General features: G+C 68.1%; 17 protein-coding genes and 1 tRNA gene. 7 read left to right on the forward strand and 11 right to left on the reverse strand.

Annotated elements, in window-relative coordinates; genetic code table 11:
* Positions 1–39: 39 nt before the first annotated feature.
* From KHC23_RS09245 to KHC23_RS09270, 6 genes are all read right to left on the reverse strand, one after another.
* Positions 40–345, reverse strand: a complete 306-nt coding sequence (locus tag KHC23_RS09245; RefSeq protein WP_213371750.1) for an alkylphosphonate utilization protein — start codon at positions 343–345, stop codon at positions 40–42.
* A gap of 109 nt (positions 346–454) precedes the next feature.
* Positions 455–2,287, reverse strand: coding sequence for a dihydroxy-acid dehydratase (ilvD, locus tag KHC23_RS09250; protein ID WP_213371752.1), 1,833 nt, complete (start codon positions 2,285–2,287; stop codon positions 455–457).
* Positions 2,288–2,393: 106 nt separating this feature from the next.
* On the reverse strand, positions 2,394–2,705 hold the full coding sequence (locus tag KHC23_RS09255; protein WP_246544487.1) for a hypothetical protein: 312 nt from the start codon (positions 2,703–2,705) through the stop codon (positions 2,394–2,396).
* A 180-nt stretch (positions 2,706–2,885) separates the two neighbouring features.
* On the reverse strand, positions 2,886–3,215 hold the full coding sequence (locus tag KHC23_RS09260; protein WP_213371754.1) for a hypothetical protein: 330 nt from the start codon (positions 3,213–3,215) through the stop codon (positions 2,886–2,888).
* Positions 3,216–3,374: 159 nt separating this feature from the next.
* The gene (locus KHC23_RS09265) at positions 3,375–3,617 is read right to left on the reverse strand and encodes a hypothetical protein (RefSeq protein WP_246544488.1); all 243 of its coding nucleotides are present in this window, start codon (positions 3,615–3,617) and stop codon (positions 3,375–3,377) included.
* Between the two features lie 154 nt (positions 3,618–3,771).
* Positions 3,772–3,847, reverse strand: a tRNA-Ile gene (locus KHC23_RS09270).
* A 266-nt stretch (positions 3,848–4,113) separates the two neighbouring features.
* On the opposite strand from KHC23_RS09270, the gene KHC23_RS09275 reads away from it, so the two are divergent.
* Entirely contained in the window at positions 4,114–4,833 is a 720-nt protein-coding gene (locus KHC23_RS09275) for an SIMPL domain-containing protein (protein ID WP_213371756.1), read from the forward strand.
* Here the strand turns inward: KHC23_RS09275 and KHC23_RS09280 are convergent.
* Positions 4,812–5,783 (reverse strand): diacylglycerol/lipid kinase family protein, encoded by a 972-nt coding sequence (locus tag KHC23_RS09280; RefSeq protein ID WP_213371758.1) that lies wholly within the window; start codon positions 5,781–5,783, stop codon positions 4,812–4,814. The two genes, KHC23_RS09275 and KHC23_RS09280, sit on opposite strands and share 22 nt — an antisense overlap.
* 185 nt (positions 5,784–5,968) lie before the next feature.
* On the reverse strand, positions 5,969–7,030 hold the full coding sequence (locus KHC23_RS09285) for a tetratricopeptide repeat protein (RefSeq protein WP_246544489.1): 1,062 nt from the start codon (positions 7,028–7,030) through the stop codon (positions 5,969–5,971).
* 195 nt (positions 7,031–7,225) lie between these two features.
* Here KHC23_RS09285 and KHC23_RS09290 point away from each other — a divergent pair, with 195 nt between their 5' ends.
* The 3 genes from KHC23_RS09290 to KHC23_RS09300 all read left to right on the forward strand — a co-directional run bounded on the left by KHC23_RS09290 (position 7,226) and on the right by KHC23_RS09300 (position 10,762).
* Positions 7,226–9,553, forward strand: coding sequence for a TonB-dependent receptor (locus KHC23_RS09290; RefSeq protein WP_246544490.1), 2,328 nt, complete (start codon positions 7,226–7,228; stop codon positions 9,551–9,553).
* A gap of 86 nt (positions 9,554–9,639) precedes the next feature.
* Positions 9,640–10,323: a Fe2+-dependent dioxygenase gene (locus tag KHC23_RS09295; RefSeq protein WP_213371759.1), complete on the forward strand. Its 684-nt coding sequence runs from the start codon at positions 9,640–9,642 to the stop codon at positions 10,321–10,323.
* A gap of 73 nt (positions 10,324–10,396) precedes the next feature.
* Positions 10,397–10,762 carry a DMT family protein gene (locus tag KHC23_RS09300; protein ID WP_213371761.1) on the forward strand — a complete coding sequence of 122 codons (366 nt, stop codon included), beginning with the start codon at positions 10,397–10,399 and terminating at the stop codon, positions 10,760–10,762.
* 3 nt (positions 10,763–10,765) lie between these two features.
* Here the strand turns inward: KHC23_RS09300 and KHC23_RS09305 are convergent, their stop codons facing one another.
* From KHC23_RS09305 to KHC23_RS09315, 3 genes are all read right to left on the reverse strand, one after another.
* The gene (locus KHC23_RS09305; protein ID WP_373878506.1) at positions 10,766–11,926 is read right to left on the reverse strand and encodes a PQQ-dependent sugar dehydrogenase; all 1,161 of its coding nucleotides are present in this window, start codon (positions 11,924–11,926) and stop codon (positions 10,766–10,768) included.
* Positions 11,927–12,138: 212 nt separating this feature from the next.
* A complete protein-coding gene (locus KHC23_RS09310) occupies positions 12,139–12,483 on the reverse strand; it encodes a hypothetical protein (RefSeq protein WP_213371763.1) in 345 nt (114 codons plus the stop codon).
* 130 nt (positions 12,484–12,613) lie between these two features.
* Positions 12,614–13,255 (reverse strand): glutathione S-transferase family protein, encoded by a 642-nt coding sequence (locus KHC23_RS09315; RefSeq protein WP_213371765.1) that lies wholly within the window; start codon positions 13,253–13,255, stop codon positions 12,614–12,616.
* Positions 13,256–13,399: 144 nt separating this feature from the next.
* Here KHC23_RS09315 and KHC23_RS09320 point away from each other — a divergent pair, with 144 nt between their 5' ends.
* From KHC23_RS09320 to msrP, 3 genes are all read left to right on the forward strand, one after another.
* Positions 13,400–14,602, forward strand: a complete 1,203-nt coding sequence (locus KHC23_RS09320; protein ID WP_213371767.1) for a pyridoxal phosphate-dependent aminotransferase — start codon at positions 13,400–13,402, stop codon at positions 14,600–14,602.
* Positions 14,603–14,711: 109 nt separating this feature from the next.
* Positions 14,712–15,203: a DUF992 domain-containing protein gene (locus KHC23_RS09325; protein WP_213371769.1), complete on the forward strand. Its 492-nt coding sequence runs from the start codon at positions 14,712–14,714 to the stop codon at positions 15,201–15,203.
* 170 nt (positions 15,204–15,373) lie between these two features.
* Complete coding sequence (gene msrP, locus KHC23_RS09330) at positions 15,374–16,378, forward strand: protein-methionine-sulfoxide reductase catalytic subunit MsrP (protein WP_213371771.1); 1,005 nt, start codon at positions 15,374–15,376, stop codon at positions 16,376–16,378.
* The last annotated feature ends 97 nt before the right edge of the window (positions 16,379–16,475 follow it).

Here is a 16,475-nt window from a genome sequence, read left to right on the forward strand (position 1 = left end):
CACGGCGCGCCATGATCCCGCCGCCGCCGTCAGCCAGGTTCAGCCGCGCTTGCGCACGAATTCGGTGCGCAGCACCAGGCCCTTGATGGCCTCGAAGCGGCAGTCGATCTCTTCCGGGTTGTCGGTGAGGCGGATGGTCTTGATCACCGTGCCCTGCTTGAGCGTCTGGCCGGCGCCCTTGACCTTGAGATCCTTGATCAGCACCACGGAATCGCCGTCCGCCAGCACGGTGCCGGAGGCATCGCGCACCTCCGGCCGGGCGGCCGCGGCGGCCTTCATTTCCGAGGCCGGGCGCCACTCCCCGGTGGCTTCGTCATAGACATAGGCATCGTCGTCGTCGGCCATGTCGGCCTCCCTGGGGGCGTCCTGGTGGGGCAAGAGAAAAAGGCGGAGCCAGCGGCCCCGCCCTTCGTGTCGTTCTGCCGGGCGATGCCGGCCGTCAAAGAGAGGCGGCTCAGGGCACCTGCCGCACCGCGCCCTTGGCGGCGCTGGTGGCGAGCGCGGCATAGGCCTTGAGCGCGGTGGTGACGTTGCGCTTGCGCGGCGCGGCCGGGGTCCAGCCCTTGGCCTGCTGCGCCTCGCGGCGGGCGGCCAGTTCGGCCTCGTCCACGGCGAGATGGATGCGCCGGTTGGGAATGTCGATCTCGATCACATCGCCCTCGCGCACCAGCCCGATGGTGCCGCCCTCGGCCGCTTCCGGCGAGACGTGGCCGATGGACAGGCCCGAGGAGCCGCCGGAGAAGCGCCCGTCGGTGATGAGCGCGCATTCCTTGCCCAGCCCCTTCGATTTCAGGTAGCTGGTCGGGTAGAGCATCTCCTGCATGCCCGGCCCGCCGCGCGGCCCCTCATAGCGGATAAGCACGATCTGGCCCGGCGCCACGCGGTTGCCGAGAATGCCGGAGACGGCGTCGTCCTGGCTCTCGAACACGCGCGCGGTGCCGGTGAACTTCAGGATGCTCTCGTCGACGCCCGCCGTCTTCACGATGCAGCCATCCTCGGCGAGGTTGCCAAAGAGCACGGCGAGCCCGCCATCCCGGGAGAAGGCGTGCTCGAGGTCGCGGATCACGCCCTTCTCGCGGTCGAGGTCGACCTCGTCGTAGCGGGCGGCCTGGCTGAAGGCGACCTGGGTCGGCACCCCGCCCGGCGCGGCGCGGAAGAATTCGTGCACCGCTTCGCTGCTGTTGCGCTTCACGTCCCAGTGCTCCAGCGCGGCGCCGAGCGAGGCGGCGTGGATCGAGCCGACCGAGGTGTCGATGAGGCCGGCGCGGTCGAGTTCGCCGAGAATGCCCATGATGCCGCCGGCGCGGTGGACGTCCTCCACATGCACGTCGGGCACCGCCGGGGCGACCTTGCACAGCACCGGCACCCGGCGCGAGAGCCGGTCGATGTCGGCCATGGTGAAGGGCACCTCGCCCTCATGGGCGGCGGCGAGCAGGTGCAGCACGGTGTTGGTCGAACCGCCCATGGCGATGTCCAGCGTCATCGCGTTCTCGAAGGCGGCGAAGCTCGCCACCGCGCGCGGCAGGATGCTGGCATCGTCCTGCTCGTAATAGCGGCGGGCGAGGTCGACGATGGTGTGGCCGGCTTCGACGAACAGGCGCTTGCGGTCGGCATGGGTGGCGAGCGTCGAGCCGTTGCCCGGCAGCGCGAGGCCGAGCGCCTCGGTGAGGCAGTTCATCGAATTGGCGGTGAACATGCCCGAGCAGGAGCCGCAGGTCGGGCAGGCCGAGCGCTCGATGACGGCGACGTCTTCTTCCGAGATGCGGTCGTCGGCGGCGGCGACCATGGCGTCGACGAGGTCGAGCGCCTTGGTCTTGCCGTTCAGCACCACCTTGCCGGCTTCCATCGGGCCGCCGGAGACGAACACGGTGGGGATGTTGAGGCGCAGCGAGGCCATCAGCATGCCGGGGGTGATCTTGTCGCAGTTGGAGATGCAGACCATGGCGTCGGCGCAATGGGCGTTGACCATGTACTCGACACTGTCGGCGATGAGTTCGCGCGAGGGCAGCGAATAGAGCATGCCGTCATGGCCCATGGCGATGCCGTCATCGACCGCGATGGTGTTGAACTCCTTGGCGACGCCGCCCGCCGCCTCGATCTCCCGCGCCACCAGCTGGCCGAGATCCTTCAGGTGCACATGGCCGGGCACGAACTGGGTGAAGGAGTTGACCACGGCGATGATCGGCTTGCCGAAATCGCCGTCCTTCATGCCGGTGGCGCGCCAGAGGCCGCGCGCGCCGGCCATGTTGCGGCCATGGGTCGTGGTGCGGGAGCGATAGGCGGGCATGGAATTCCTCCAAACTCTCTGCCGCGCTTATGCCCCCCGCCTGCCTGTCGCGCAACCGTTTATGACGCGGCGATGATACCTGCGGGCACTGAAGCCCGGCTCCGGCTCACCGCCACCTGAAGCGCCGCTCGCGGCAGAGCTGGCCGACCAGGCACTGCGCCTCGTCGCGGGTCGGGATCCAGGCCGGCTTGGAGCGCTTCGACCGGCAATAGCCGGCATCGGTGACGAAGCGGTCATAGAGGTTCGGCCCGGTGCCGATGACCACGGCGCCCTCCCGCCGCACCAGCGCCCGCGCCTGCGCGCAGCTCATGGAGAGCGAGTTGGGCATGACCTGCGCCTGCGCCGGCGCGGCCGGCAGGGCGAGGAGGGCGGCAAACGCCGACATGGCCAGGACGTGCAGGGAGAAGGAGGCGGGCATGACAGGACCTTGTCGCGGCGCTCGTCATCGGTGGAACGGGGCGGTGTCGGGATGTCGACGCGGCACCGGACGTCAGGGACGAGCGCTGCGCGCCTTCGGTGTGTGTGCGGTTCCGCACGGAAGGGGCGGCCGCCATGGCCGTGCCGGCGCGCCGCCGCCACGGCCGGGGGGGATCGGCACCTACCTCCGGCACGCCGCCAGATAGGCAAGCATGCCGATTGTGAGCAGGCCGGCAAATGCCACGGCGGGATGCCGCCGGACCTGCTCCGCCACCTCGTCGGCGGCGTGCCGGGCGTGGCTGCCGGCTCCCTCGAGAAAATCGGCGCCGCCTGCCGCGGCGTAGTCGAGCGCGGCGCCGGCGCGGGAGGCACCGTGGCGGGCGTACCGGCCTGCATAATGGCGTATGCCGTCGCTGCCCCGGCTGGCCATCGCCCCCGCGAGCTTGGCGACGTCGCGGCGGAGGGCGTCCAGATCTTTCGAGATGGCGTCGAATTCGGAGGTGCTGGCCATGAGTGTGCTCCTGAGTCGGGTGGGGGAAACGCGGCGCGTCGCCGCTTGTTCCCGCCCCTGGAGTCCGTCCGGTGAAAGCCGGTTATCGGACGGGCTCCAGGTGTTTGTTTTTACGCATTTTCTTCACGCGAACCGGAACCCACTTCGCTCGAAAACGCTCTAGCCAGCGTCGCCTCCGATGGTCGGGACAAGCGGCGTCGCGTCGACCTCGATCTCGACCACCAACCGGCGAATATCCGGACAGCCCGACATCACGGCCCAGCCGTGAATAATGGCGGCGGCCTCGTCATAGGTCGGCACGACGGTCTGGAGCTTCATCGCAAGACGACCTTGCCGGCGGTCGAAGGCGATGCTCGAGGGCTCGACGTCAAATTTCCGGGCAAGCATGGGCTGAGCAACCATGGGCTAACCTCCCCATTGTAACAATCGTTAACAATGGGTGAACGAAAAGGTTCCACGATTTTGCGCGCAGGGCGGGGCGCAGCGGCCCCGCCCGACAGCGGCCGCCGCTCAAGGTTCCCCAGGGCCGGAAATCGGCGCGGCTTTCTCAAGGGATTGGTGGGCCCGGCAGGACTCGAACCTGCAACCAGACCGTTATGAGCGGTCGGCTCTAACCATTGAGCTACAGGCCCGTCCGAGGGCGCGCCGGAGTGGCGGGCGAGGGAAACTAGCAAAGGGGCGCGCCCGCGCCAACCGTGCCGGGCCGTTCGTCCACGTCGGCGTTGACACGGCCTGTGGGAAGGTGCGGAAAGCGCGACCAGATACGCGTTCGGCCGGCGCCGCCGCAATCCCGCCGCCTTCGCGAAGTGCTCTGGCGTGCCGCACCGTCATTCCGGCAGGTCAGACCAGGCGCCGACGGGTTCCAAGCCACGCCGGCACGTTCAAGGAAGTGAAAGACATGAAGCTCATCCGCGCCACCCTGTGCGCCGCCGCGCTGCTCGCCAGCCTGTCGCCGCTCGCCGCGCAGGACATCGCCAGTTCGCCGCGCCGGGCCACCCTCACGGTCTCCGGCGAGGGCAAGGCGAGCGCGGCGCCGGACATGGCGACCCTCACCTCCGGCGTGGTGAGCGAAGGCAAGACCGCACGCGAGGCGCTCGATGCCAATTCCGGCGCCGTGGCGGCGATGATCGACTCGATCAAGGCGGCCGGCATCGAGGCGCGCGACATCTCCACCTCCGGATTCTCGGTGCAGCCGCGCTATGCGCCGCAGAAGAAGGAGGACGACGCGCTACGCATCGCCGGCTATCAGGTGACCAATGCGGTGACCGTGCAGCTGCGCGATCTCGGCAAGCTGGGCGACCTGCTCGACCAGTTGGTGACCAGCGGCGCCAACCAGATCGGCGGCATCACCTTCGACATCGCCGAGCCGGGCAAGCTGGAAGACGAGGCCCGTGTCGCGGCGGTGAAGGATGCCCGCCACCAGGCCGGCATCATCGCCGAGGCCGCCGGGGTGCGGCTGGTGCGGGTCATTTCCATCGCCGGCGAGGGCGGGGTGCGGCCGATGCCGCAGATGATGATGGCGGCCCGCGCGCCGAAGATGGATTCGGTCCCGGTCGAGGCCGGCGAGACGCAGGTCCGCGCCGGCGTCACCGTGGTCTACGAGATCGAGCCGCTCTGAAGCCGGGCCGACCGCGACGCCGGGGCCACGGAGGTCCCGGCGGTTTCGGGGTCGCTTCCGTCGCGCTGCGGGATTAGCAGCTTCAGCCCGCGCGGCACGATCCTGTAGGTGAGCGGCATCGCCTCGCGGCCGAGTTCGCCGTCGGTCGAGACCCAGCTGCGGGCGCGGTTGGGGCGGCGCAGGACGATGTCGCGGCCGGTGAGGCTGATGATGCCGGGATTGTCGCGCCAATTGTCGGTCACCATGTCGGCGCCCGCCTTCAGCAGCGCCAGTGCGCCGCGATCCTCGGCGACGGTGAGTTCGAGCACGCCCTCGTCGAGCCGGCTGCGCCGCCAGCCCGGGCCGGTGAAGCGGTTGACCGACAGCAGCGCGGCGAAGGCATCGAAGCGGTGCGGCACGCCGTCCACCGTCACCTCAAGGTCGAAGCGCCCGCTGCGGCGCAGCGCGTAGACGGCGGCGATGGCGACGGCGAGAAAGCGCCAGAGCCCCCAGCGGCGGGCGGTTTCGCGGGCGCGGGCCATCTGGCTGAAGAAGCCCATGCCGGAAATGGTGTGGAAGCGCCGCCCGTTCAGCGTCGCGATGTCGATCTCCGCCGCCTGCGCGCCGCGCAGGGCGAGGATGGCGGCGGGCAGTTCGCGCGGCATGCCGATATCGGTGGCCAGCAGGTTGAGGGTGCCGAGAGGAAGGATGCCCAGCGTCTTGCCGGTGCCTTCCAGGCTCTGCACCGCCAGGCTCACGCTGCCGTCGCCGCCGCCGACGATGACGGTCTCGTGCGCACCCGTTCCGGAGCCGCGAATGGCCTTCAGCAGGTCCTTGCCGCGCAGCAGGTGGACCTCGACGGTCCGCCCCTCGCCGTCGAGTCCGTCGGCCACCAGGGCGCGCACCTCCTCGGCGTCGCGGTCGAGCAGGGTGCCGGCATTGGCGTTGAGAAGCACGAGAAGATGGGGCATGGGGAAAACCGGATTCGCGGGGCAATGGATACTCCCTTGCAATCGCGGTCGCGCAAAGGCGTTCCTTGAAGGAACAGACACCCGCCCGCGAGCGACGCGCCTGGCGACACGGCTGGGAGGGCGGGGACATGCCTCGGGCGGTGTCCGGCCGGACCCTGGTTTTCGCGTAGAGGCGGCACGGAATACTATGATTTGCCGATGATGCCGCGCGGCTGCCGGGCCGCGGCGGCGAGCGCCCGCAGCGCGGCGCGCAGCCATGCCCGCGCGCCGCGCGAAGGTCGCCCTGTGGCGGGGGCGGCGAGGGCGGCGCGGCCGGCGGATTCCGCGTCGCGGGCGTGCCGGAAGGCGCGGGCCGCGCCCTGCGGGTCGGGATGTCCCCCGAGCCCCTGCGCCAGCCCGGCGCCGAGCGCGCGCAGATCCTGCGGCGCGCCGCTCTCCGCCGCCCGTTCCAGCGCCCGCAGGGCGAGGCGGTGCAGTTGCGGGTGGGGGGCGCCGCGCAACGCTGCGCCGACATGGCGGCAGAAGGCCGGCACGCCGGCCTCGATGGAGCGGGCGAACCAGATCCGGGCCACGTCGAGCCGCCCGGTGCGCTCCAGCAGCAGGCGGGCATAGTCGAACTGGCCCCGGTAGTCGCCGCCCTCGGCGCCCCGCCGGTACCAGCGCAGCGCCGCCGCCGGCCGGGCCGGGCGGTCCCAGCCGAGTTCGAGATAGCGGCCGACCATGGTCATGGCCTTGGCATTTCCACCCCGGGCGGCGCGCGCGTACCAGCGCAGCGCCTGCGCGCGGTCGGCCACGGTGCCCCGGCCATCGAGCAGCAGCGTGGCGAGGTTGAACTGCGCCCAGCCATGGCCGGCTTCCGCCGCCTGACGATAATAGGGCGCCGCGCGCGCGGAATCGGCGGCCACGCCCCAGCCGAGTTCGTGGCACCGCCCGACCATGTTCAGTCCCTCGGCGCTGCCAGCGGCGGCGGCGACGTGGAACCAGCGCAGGGCGGCTTCGGGGTCCCGCGCCACGCCGTGCCCGTCCACCAGCATCTGGCCCCAGGCGATCTGGGCATTGACGATTCCGTTCAGCGCCGCCGCCTCCACCCAGCGGGCGGCCTGGCGGGGGTTCTCACTGATGCGCGCGTGCAACAGTTCGGGGCCGATCTGTGTCAGCTCTGTGAAGGAAATCCAGCCGTCCCGCATGCCGTTGCCGCCGTTCTGCGCGTGCCCGCGCGGCCGTATTGGCGCGCACGGGCCGTTCATTATCCTTGTTCCGTATAATCTCAATAGCGAAATGTTCTGGAGGGATGGGTATAGGCTGTGTTTTGAATAATTAAAAACTACTGTTTTTAGCTATTCTACCTTGTCTATGTTGGAACACATAAAAAACATAACGTTTGAAGCGCTTTGGATTCGTGGATATGAGCAAAAAAACGAAACATAAGGGGCTGGGATCAGATGAAGACCTTGAGGACGCTGCGCGATACTTCCCCCAACGCGGCCTGGACGGCGGGGCTCGCCGTGACCATGTCGGCGCTGCCGATGTTCGCCGCGCAGGCGCAGCAGGCGGCGACGCCCGCCACCGGGGAAGAACTGCCGACCGTGACGGTCGAAGGTGAAAACGCGCAGGCGAACACGCTGGAGGCCACGACCGGCATTTCGCGCCTGCCCGGCCGGGTCCAGGACATCCCGCAGACCGTTCAGGTCATCACCCAGCAGACCATGCAGGAACAGGGCGTGACCACGCTCGAACAGGCGCTGCGCAACGTGCCGGGTGTCACCGTCGGCATTGGCGAGGGCGGCGGCGGCATGAATGGCGACCAGTTCCGCATCCGCGGCTTCCAGTCCAAGGGCGACGTCTACATCAACGGCCTGCGCGATTTCGGCGTCTATGTGCGCGACAGCTTCGCCTATGAGAGCGTCGAGGTGCTCAAGGGCCCGTCTTCCGAGAGCTTCGGCGCCGGCACCACCGGCGGCGCGATCAACTCCACGCTCAAGCAGGCGCATCTCGGCGACAAGACCGACATCGAGGGCCAGTTCGGTACCGGCCCGCTCTATCGCGGCGTGTTCGACATCAACAAGCAGCTCGACGAGACCACCGCCCTGCGCGTCGTCGGCATGGTCAACGAGCAGGACGTGGCCGACCGCGACCATGTCGAATCGAACCGCTACGGCATCATGGCCGATCTCGGCTTCGGCCTCGGCACCGACCAGACCCTGCACCTGAACTATCTCTACCAGAACGGCTCGCGCACCCCCGATTACGGCGTGCCGATCGTCACGCCGAAATATGGCGACGTCGCGCGCTACGGCTCGCTCGGCAAGCCGGTGACCGAGTGGGGCGTCCCGCGCTCCACCTTCTACGGCAAGGTGACGGACCACGACGACACCGAAGCCAACATGTTCACCGCCAACTTCAGGCGCGAGGTGAACGACTGGCTGACCATCACCAACGATTCGCGCGTCGGCTATTACACCCGCAACTTCGCCACCACGGTGCCGGGCTGCTCGAACGGCGGTGCGCGTGGTCAGGAGCCGACCGAGGCGCAGTACGATGGCAGCTGCGTCCATGAGTTCCTGAACGGCGGGAACCCGGATATCTCCTTCGGCGGCGGCAATCCGGGCTTCGACCAGACCAGCTGGTCGGGCCAGAACGTCACCACCGCCATCGCCAAGTTCAACACCGGCTTCCTGCGCCACGAAGTGGTGGCCGGCATCGACATGTACATCGTCGACGACGAGCGCACGCTGATCTCGGTGGCCGGCGACAAGGGCACCTCCACCATCAGGAACCCGATCTACGCCAACACCACCGGCTATTTCCTCTACGCGAACCCGCTCGGCAACAATGGCCAGCGGGAGTCGACCGCAACCGATTTCGGCGCCTTCGTCAGTGACCGCATCTGGCTGACCGAGCAGCTCTCGATCCTCGGCGGTATCCGCTACGACAGCTACTCGGCCGACTACAGCTTCTGGTGCGTGGGCGCCACCTGCGCCAACGGCAGCGACAGCTGGACCAACGCCGAGAGCACCACCCAGTTCTCCAGCCCGAAGGCGAGCGTCATCTGGGAGCCGACGGCGAACCAGACCTACTATGCCTCCTGGGCGCGCTCCTACTCGCCGCAGGGCATGTTCCCGACCAACGACATCACCGTGGTCAACCCGACGCAGAACAACCTTGAGCCGGAAGAGAACGAGACCTACGAGATCGGCTTCAAGGTCTCGACGCCGGACGGACGGCTCGGCTTCACCGGTTCGCTGTTCCGGGTCGACAAGAGCAATGCCTACTATGTCGATCCCATCACCTTCGACACCGTCGAGACCGGCGAGAACCAGCGCGTGCAGGGCGTCGAGCTGGGCATGACCGGCAACATCACCCGCGCCTGGACCATCCAGGCCGCCTATGCCTATTACGACAGCGAGATCCAGACCTCGACGACGGCGAGCTATATCGGCAACGACGTGCCCTTCGTCTCGGAGAACAATTTCACGCTCTGGACCACCTATGAGCTGACCCAGGACGTGCTGACGCAGGTCCCGGGCAAGCTGATGATCGGCGGCGGCATAACCTATGCCAGCGAGTACTACACCAACAGCGCCAACACCGCGATCATCCCGGAAACCTTCTCGCTGGATGCGCTCATTTCCTACGAATACGAGAACTACCGCATCGCGCTGAACGCCTACAACCTGACCGACGAGCTGAACTACGCGGCCGGCTGGGGCAATCGCGCCGTGCCTTCCGCCGGGCGCACCTTTACCCTCACCGTGGGGGCGACCTTCTGATCGCCGCGATCACGACGTGACCGTCGCATCTCGGGGGAAGGCCGCTGTGCCGGCTTTCCCCCTCTTTTCGTTGAACGGACCGAGCGATGCTGATCCAGATTCCGGACATCCTGACCCCCGATGAAGTGGCCCGTTGCCGGCGCGTGCTGGAGGCCTCGCCATGGGTGGACGGGCGCGTCACCGCCGGCCAGCAGGCGGCGCTGAGCAAGCTCAACCTGCAGATTCCGGTGGAGTCGAAAGAGGCGGCCGAGCTGGGCGACATCGTGCTGCGGGCGCTGGGGCGCAACCCGATCTTCAATTCGGCGGTGATGCCGCTGCGCGTGCTGCCGCCGATGTTCAACCGCTACGATGTCGGCATGAAGTTCGGCGCCCATGTCGACGGCTCGATCCGCGCCGTTCCCGGCACCGGCATGCGGATGCGGGCGGATGTCTCCACCACCATCTTCCTGACCGCGCCGGAGGAATATGACGGCGGCGAACTCGTCATCGAGGACACCTATGGCGCTCATGAGGTGAAGCTGCCGGCGGGGCACGCGGTGGTCTATCCCGCCGCCAGCCTGCACAGCGTCAACGAGATCACCCGCGGCAGCCGCTGGGGCTCGTTCTTCTGGTCACAGTCGATGATCAAGGACCAGGAGCGGCGCACCATGCTCTATGACCTCGACCGCGCCATCATGGGCACGCGGGCGAGGCTGCCGGACGACGACCCCAGCGTGCTGTCGCTGGCCAATGTCTATCACAACCTGCTGCGCCACTGGGCCGAACTGTGAGGCCCACGGAAGCCGGCCATTGACGGCGGCCGGCCGGCGGTGATGCTCGGCGCATCGCAACCGGAATCCCCCCATGCCCGCTCTGTCGTCGCTGCTGCCGCCCACGCTGACGCCGATCCTGCTGCTGTTCGCCTCCAACGTCTTCATGACGTTCGCCTGGTACGGCCATCTCAAGCACAAATCGTCGCCGCTGCTGATCGCCATACTGGCGAGCTGGGGCATCGCCTTCTTCGAGTACTGCCTCGCCGTGCCGGCCAACCGCTACGGCTCCGCGGTCTATTCGACGGTGGAACTCAAGACCATGCAGGAAGTCATCACCCTGGTGGTGTTCGCCGGCTTCTCGGTGCTGTGGCTGAAGGAGCCGTTCCACTGGAACCACCTGATCGGCTTCGGCTTCATCGCGCTGGGCGCGTTCTTCATCTTCCAGAAATGGACGTGAGGCTCAGTCCGCCGGGGCGACGCGCAGCAGGCGCCCGTTGGAGGGATCGTCGGTGAGCAGCCACAGCGCGTCGTCCGGTCCCTGGCGGACGTCGCGGATGCGGGCATTGAGGCCGCCAAGCAGTACTTCCTCCCCGGTGACGCGTTCGCGCGCCGCGTCGAGCCGCAGCCGCACCAGCCGCGTGCCGGCGAGGCCACCGGCGAACAGGTCGCCCTTCCATTCGGGCATCAGCGTGCCGGTGTAGAAGGCGAGGCCCGAGGGGGCGAAAGAGGGGTCCCAGTATTTCACCGGCTGTTCCATCCCCGGCTTTTCCGTGCCTTCGCCGATCTTGGCGCCGGAATAGTCGCGGCCATAGGAAATGACCGGCCAGCCATAGTTCCTGCCGGCCTGCGGACGGTTCAACTCGTCGCCGCCGCGCGCGCCGTGCTCGATGGTCCACAACCGTCCGGTGGCGGGGTCGAGCGCCGCCCCCTGCACGTTGCGGTGGCCGTAGCTCCAGATCTCCGGCCGCGCGCCGTTGCGCCCGCGGAACGGGTTATCGTTCGGCGCCGTGCCATCCGGGGTAATGCGGACGATCTTGCCGATGTGGTTGGAGAGATTCTGCGCCTGCTCGCGCTGCGAGTAGCGGTCGCCCAGCGTGACGAAGAGCGTGCCGTCGCGGGCGAAGACCAGCCGCGAGCCGTAATGATTGCTGCCGCCCGCCGCCGGCGACTGGCGGAAGATCACCTCGACATCCTCCAGCCGGGCGTCGCCGCCCATCTCGACCAGCCGCCCGCGCGCCACCGAAGTGCCGGAGGCGCCCTCGCGCGGCTCGGCATAGGAGAGGAAGATAAGCCGGCTACTATCGAAATCCGGCGCCAGCGCCACATCGAGCAGGCCGCCCTGTCCGCGGGCGAACACCGGCGGCACGCCGGCCACCGGGGCGGAGACGGTGCCGCTCCTGCTGACGATGCGCAACGCCCCGGGCCGCTCGGTCACCAGCATGCGGCCGTCGGGCAGGAAGGCGAGGCCCCAGGGGCTGCGCAGCCCCCCGGCGACGGTCTCGACACTCAGCGGGCCGATGGAGGAGGGCACCTGCACCGGCGCCTGCAGCGATTGCGCGGCGGCCGGAACGGCGGCCGGCGTGGCGGCAAGGCAGGTCACCAGGACGAGTGAGGCGAGCAGCCGGCCGGCGAAGCTGGCCGGAGGGCGGGCCAGGACACCGGCCAGGACACGGACCAGGGTGTGTATCGGCGGACTCACGGGGCGCTCCGGGTTCGATTCCGAACCGTATGGTTAGAGCACCTGGCGCAGCGCGCCAACCGGCGACAGCCGCATAATGCCGTTACGGAACAGGGACGGGGCGCGGCGGCGCGCCCGGCGGTCACCGGCTGATTTCAGCCCTGCCGCCGGTCGATACGGGACCACTGGCCGGCGCTCTGCAGCGTGTTGCGCAGCATGAAGGTGGTGAGGCCGCACAGGCCGACAAAGGCCGCCAGCAGCACGGCGCCGACAGCAAGGCGCCCGTCCGAGGCGGCACCATGGGTGATCTCGAAGGCGGAAGCCCGCTGCAGGCCGAACATGCACAGCACAGCGACGATGGCGAAGGTCAGCGACAATACGACGCCGGCTTCCATGGCGGCACGTCGCAGCCGCCGGCCAGCCGTATGGCGCGTCGCGTCGGCCTTGCCGCTGCGGGGCGCTGGGGAGGCAGGTATCTGGCTCGACATCTGGTCCGACATGGCGAACTCCCTTCGATCCGTCCGGGCTGGTGCCCCTTTGGTGACGGTAAGTTGGGAGGGGAAGGCGGCTCCGGCTGGACGCCGGTTTGCGCAAGCCGGTGCCATTTCGGGGCCATTTCGAGGCAATTGGTTAAGCGATGTTAACCTGTCGGGCGACGTCTTCCGGGCGCCACTCCATGCCGACATGGCCGGGCTGTGCCGCCACCCGGTCGAGCCAGCCACGCAGGGCCGGGAAGGAGCCGAGATCGAAGTCGCCTTCCTGTGCCAGATGGGTATGGGCATAGAGCGCGATATCGGCGACGGTCAGGGTGCCGTCGATGAAGAAGGGGCGGCGTGCGAGGTGGCGTTCCATGACGCCCAGCGCGGCATAGCCTTCCTCCATCCAGCGGTCGATGTCGTGGGTGCGCAGGTCGCGCCCGCCGCGCACCAGCCTGAGCCAGAAGCGCGCCGCGCCGATGGAGGAATCGACGCTGTGCTGCTCGAAGAACATCCAGCGCAGCGCCTCCGCCCGCCCCAGCGGATCGTTGGGCAGCAATGGCGTGCCGTCGGCGAGGTAGAACAGGATGGCGTTGGATTCCGGCAGGTAGCGTCCGCCCGGCAGTTCCAGCAGCGGCACCCGGCCTTCCGGGTTCCTCATCAGGAATTCGGGCGTGCGGTTCTCCCCGCGCAGCAGGTCGACATCGACCAGCTCGAACGGCAGGCCGAGCCGGGAGAGCAGCAGCCGCACCTTGTAGGAGTTGCCGGAACTCTGCATGGCGTAGATCTTGAGCATGCAGAAAACTCCGGCAGATCGGTCTCGAAAGGCACCGCTTCAGGAAATCGCGGTGCCGACGCCGCTCGCAGGTAGGGAATCGCTTGCCGGGGCGCAAGGGCTCGACTAGTTGTCGCGCGCAAAACACCTCACGGGAGACCGGCCATGAGCCTGATATCCGCCGCCCTGAAGCGCATCAATCCCTCGCAGACCATCGCCATTTCCAACAAGGCGCGCGAGCTGAAAGCGGCCGGGCGAGACGTGATCGCGCTCGCGGCCGGCGAACCCGATTTCGAGACGCCGGACAACATCAAGGAAGCCGCCATCAAGGCGATCCGCGACGGCCAGACCCGCTACACCGCGGTGGACGGCATTCCCGAGCTGAAGGCGGCGATCGTCGCCAAGTTCAAGCGCGAGAACGGCCTCGACTACACGACGAGCCAGGTCACCGTCGGCACCGGCGGCAAGCAGGTGCTGTTCAACGCGCTGGTGGCGACCGTCGATGCCGGCGACGAGGTGATCATCCCGGCGCCGTACTGGGTCAGCTATCCCGATATCGTGCAGTTCTGCGGCGGCACCCCGGTGCCGGTGGAGACGAAGCTCGAGGACAATTTCAAGCTGAAGCCCGAGATGCTCGAAGCCGCGATCACGCCGAAGACCAAGTGGCTGATCTTCAACTCGCCGTCCAACCCGACCGGCTCGGCCTATTCGCGGACCGAGATGAAGGCGCTCACCGACGTGCTGGTGAAGCACCCGCATGTCTGGATTCTTACCGACGACATGTATGAGCACCTCGTCTACGACGACTTCGAGTTCGTCACCCCGGCGCAGGTCGAGCCGGCGCTCTATGATCGCACGCTGACCATGAACGGCGTCTCCAAGGCGTATTGCATGACCGGCTGGCGCATCGGCTATGCCGCCGGTCCGCAGGCGCTGATCAAGGCCATCGGCACGCTGCAGTCGCAGTCGACCTCGAACCCCAACTCCATCGCCCAGTGGGCGGCGGTCGAGGCGCTGAACGGGCCGCAGGACTTCATCGTCGCCAATAACAAGGTGTTCAAGGAACGCCGCGACCTCGTGGTCTCGATGCTGAACCAGGCCACCGGCCTCACCTGCCCGAAGCCGGAAGGCGCGTTCTATGTCTACCCCTCCTGCGCCGGGCTGATCGGCAAGGCGACGGCGGGCGGCAAGGTGATCGACACCGACGAGACCTTCGCCTCCGAACTGCTGGAGGCCGAGGGCGTGGCGGTGGTGCATGGCTCGGCCTTCGGTCTCGGGCCGGCCTTCCGCATTTCCTACGCGACCTCCACCAAGGATCTGGAGGAGGCGTGCCTGCGAATCCAGCGCTTCTGCGGCTCGCTCCGCTGAGGTAGAAGGGTATTGACCGGCCGGGAGGCGCGCCCCGGCCGGCAAGCGCCAAGGGGCGGGGGGCGCCGGTTCCCGAGAGCCGGCTGCGCGCCATCGTCAGGAGATCTGCATGTTCCGTACTGTTCTGTCGCGCGGGCTGCTCGCCACTGCGCTTGTTGCCGGCGCCGCCACCCTGGTCGCCGCGCCCGCGTCCGCCCAGACCAAGCGGGTCGAGGCCGGTTCGCTTGCCTGCACGGGTTCGAAGTCGGTGAGCTTCATCATCGGTTCCAAGCGTACGCTCGCCTGCACCTTCACCAGCGTCCGCGGCAAGAAGTACGCCTATGAAGGCAGCATTCGCCGCTGGGGTCTCGACCTCGGCGTGACCGGCCGCAACATCCTGCTGTGGAGCGTGCTGGCGCCGTCCAGGGGCGTGCGCTCGTCCGATCTCGACGGCACCTATGTCGGCGTCTCCGGCAGCGTGGCGCTCGGCGTCGGCGTGGCCGGCAACGTGCTGGTCGGCGGCTCGAACAAGACCATCGCCCTGCAGCCGGTCAGCATCGAAGGCCAGACCGGCGTCAATGTCGCGCTCGGCGTCGGCGACCTGCGCCTCGTTTCCAAGTGAACCGAGCGGCGCCCGGTCCCACGGGACCGCGCCGGCATAAGCTGAAAAAGCCCCGAGGCCCGGCGCATCCCGCCGGGCCTTCTTTCATTTTGCACGAGAAATTGAAACAGCGTCTGAAATAAACCGGCCGGTTCCAGCGTACTCTCCTTGTCATCCAAGAGGAGCCTGCCATGCCGATACGCCGTCGCCGGTCCTGGGACCTGCCAGAGAGCGCGGTCACGCCCGAAGCCACCTATCTGTCCCGCCGCAACCTGCTCGGCGCGGGCGTCGGCCTGCTGGGGGTCGCCGGCCTGTCCGCGGCGCTCTCCCCGTTCGCCGATGCCGCGCCGGCCCCCGGCGACCCGGCCAACGACCCGACCCGGGATCTCTACCCGGCGCGCAAGAACCCCGCCTTCACCGCCGGCGACCGGCCGATCACGCCGGAGGAGATTTCCGGCAACTACAACAACTTCTACGAATTCGGCTCCGAGCGCTCCGCCTACCAGATCGCCGACGTCGCCGCGCGCATGCCGCGCCGGCCGTGGACGGTGAAGATCGACGGAATGGTCGAGACGCCGCGCGAGGTCGGCATCGACGACCTCATCCGTGCCATGTCGCTGGAGGAGCGCATCTACCGCCATCGCTGCGTCGAGGCATGGTCGATGACCGTGCCGTGGACCGGCTTTCCGGTGAAGGCGCTCGTCGCCTATGCCAAGCCGCTGTCGGGCGCCAAATATGTGCGCTTCGAGACCTTTATGAACCCGGAAGTGGCGCTCGGCCAGCGGCGCTTCATCTACCCCTGGCCGTATATTGACGGGCTCACCATGGCGGAGGCCAATAACGACCTCGCCTTTCTGGTCACCGGCATTTACGGCAAGCCCGCGCCCAACCAGTTCGGTGCGCCGCTGCGCCTCGCCGTGCCGTGGAAATACGGCTTCAAGTCGGTGAAGTCGATCGTGCGCATCTCCTTCGTCGCGGAGCGGCCGGTCGGGCTGTGGGAGCAGGTGCAGGGCCGGGAATACGGCTTCTGGGCCAATGTGAACCCGGCGGTGCCGCATCCGCGCTGGAGCCAGGCCACCGAGCGCGACATCGGCACCGGCGAGCGCCGCCCGACGCTGATCTATAATGGCTATGGCGAAGAGGTCGCGGGCCTCTACAAGGGCCTCGCGGGCGAAGGCAACAAGCTGTTCATGTAAGAGACGGCCGACGGAAGATGAAACGGCCGGCCCCCTGGTGCCGGCCGTTTTCATTTGCGGCGGCGGCAGGAACGAAAAAGAAAATGGCCGGATCCAA

Origin of the sequence: Ancylobacter dichloromethanicus (genome assembly GCF_018390645.1) — a bacterium.
Taxonomy (GTDB): Bacteria; Pseudomonadota; Alphaproteobacteria; order Rhizobiales; family Xanthobacteraceae; genus Ancylobacter; species Ancylobacter dichloromethanicus.

Coding starts and splice junctions, on each gene's coding strand:
- KHC23_RS09245 (WP_213371750.1), bottom strand. CDS start 345: ATGGCCGACGACGACGATGCCTATGTCTATGACGAAGCCACCGGGGAG.
- ilvD (WP_213371752.1), bottom strand. CDS start 2,287: ATGCCCGCCTATCGCTCCCGCACCACGACCCATGGCCGCAACATGGCC.
- KHC23_RS09255 (WP_246544487.1), bottom strand. CDS start 2,705: ATGCCCGCCTCCTTCTCCCTGCACGTCCTGGCCATGTCGGCGTTTGCC.
- KHC23_RS09260 (WP_213371754.1), bottom strand. CDS start 3,215: ATGGCCAGCACCTCCGAATTCGACGCCATCTCGAAAGATCTGGACGCC.
- KHC23_RS09265 (WP_246544488.1), bottom strand. CDS start 3,617: ATGGTTGCTCAGCCCATGCTTGCCCGGAAATTTGACGTCGAGCCCTCG.
- KHC23_RS09275 (WP_213371756.1), top strand. CDS start 4,114: ATGAAGCTCATCCGCGCCACCCTGTGCGCCGCCGCGCTGCTCGCCAGC.
- KHC23_RS09280 (WP_213371758.1), bottom strand. CDS start 5,783: ATGCCCCATCTTCTCGTGCTTCTCAACGCCAATGCCGGCACCCTGCTC.
- KHC23_RS09285 (WP_246544489.1), bottom strand. CDS start 7,030: ATGAACGGCCCGTGCGCGCCAATACGGCCGCGCGGGCACGCGCAGAAC.
- KHC23_RS09290 (WP_246544490.1), top strand. CDS start 7,226: ATGAAGACCTTGAGGACGCTGCGCGATACTTCCCCCAACGCGGCCTGG.
- KHC23_RS09295 (WP_213371759.1), top strand. CDS start 9,640: ATGCTGATCCAGATTCCGGACATCCTGACCCCCGATGAAGTGGCCCGT.
- KHC23_RS09300 (WP_213371761.1), top strand. CDS start 10,397: ATGCCCGCTCTGTCGTCGCTGCTGCCGCCCACGCTGACGCCGATCCTG.
- KHC23_RS09310 (WP_213371763.1), bottom strand. CDS start 12,483: ATGTCGGACCAGATGTCGAGCCAGATACCTGCCTCCCCAGCGCCCCGC.
- KHC23_RS09315 (WP_213371765.1), bottom strand. CDS start 13,255: ATGCTCAAGATCTACGCCATGCAGAGTTCCGGCAACTCCTACAAGGTG.
- KHC23_RS09320 (WP_213371767.1), top strand. CDS start 13,400: ATGAGCCTGATATCCGCCGCCCTGAAGCGCATCAATCCCTCGCAGACC.
- KHC23_RS09325 (WP_213371769.1), top strand. CDS start 14,712: ATGTTCCGTACTGTTCTGTCGCGCGGGCTGCTCGCCACTGCGCTTGTT.
- msrP (WP_213371771.1), top strand. CDS start 15,374: ATGCCGATACGCCGTCGCCGGTCCTGGGACCTGCCAGAGAGCGCGGTC.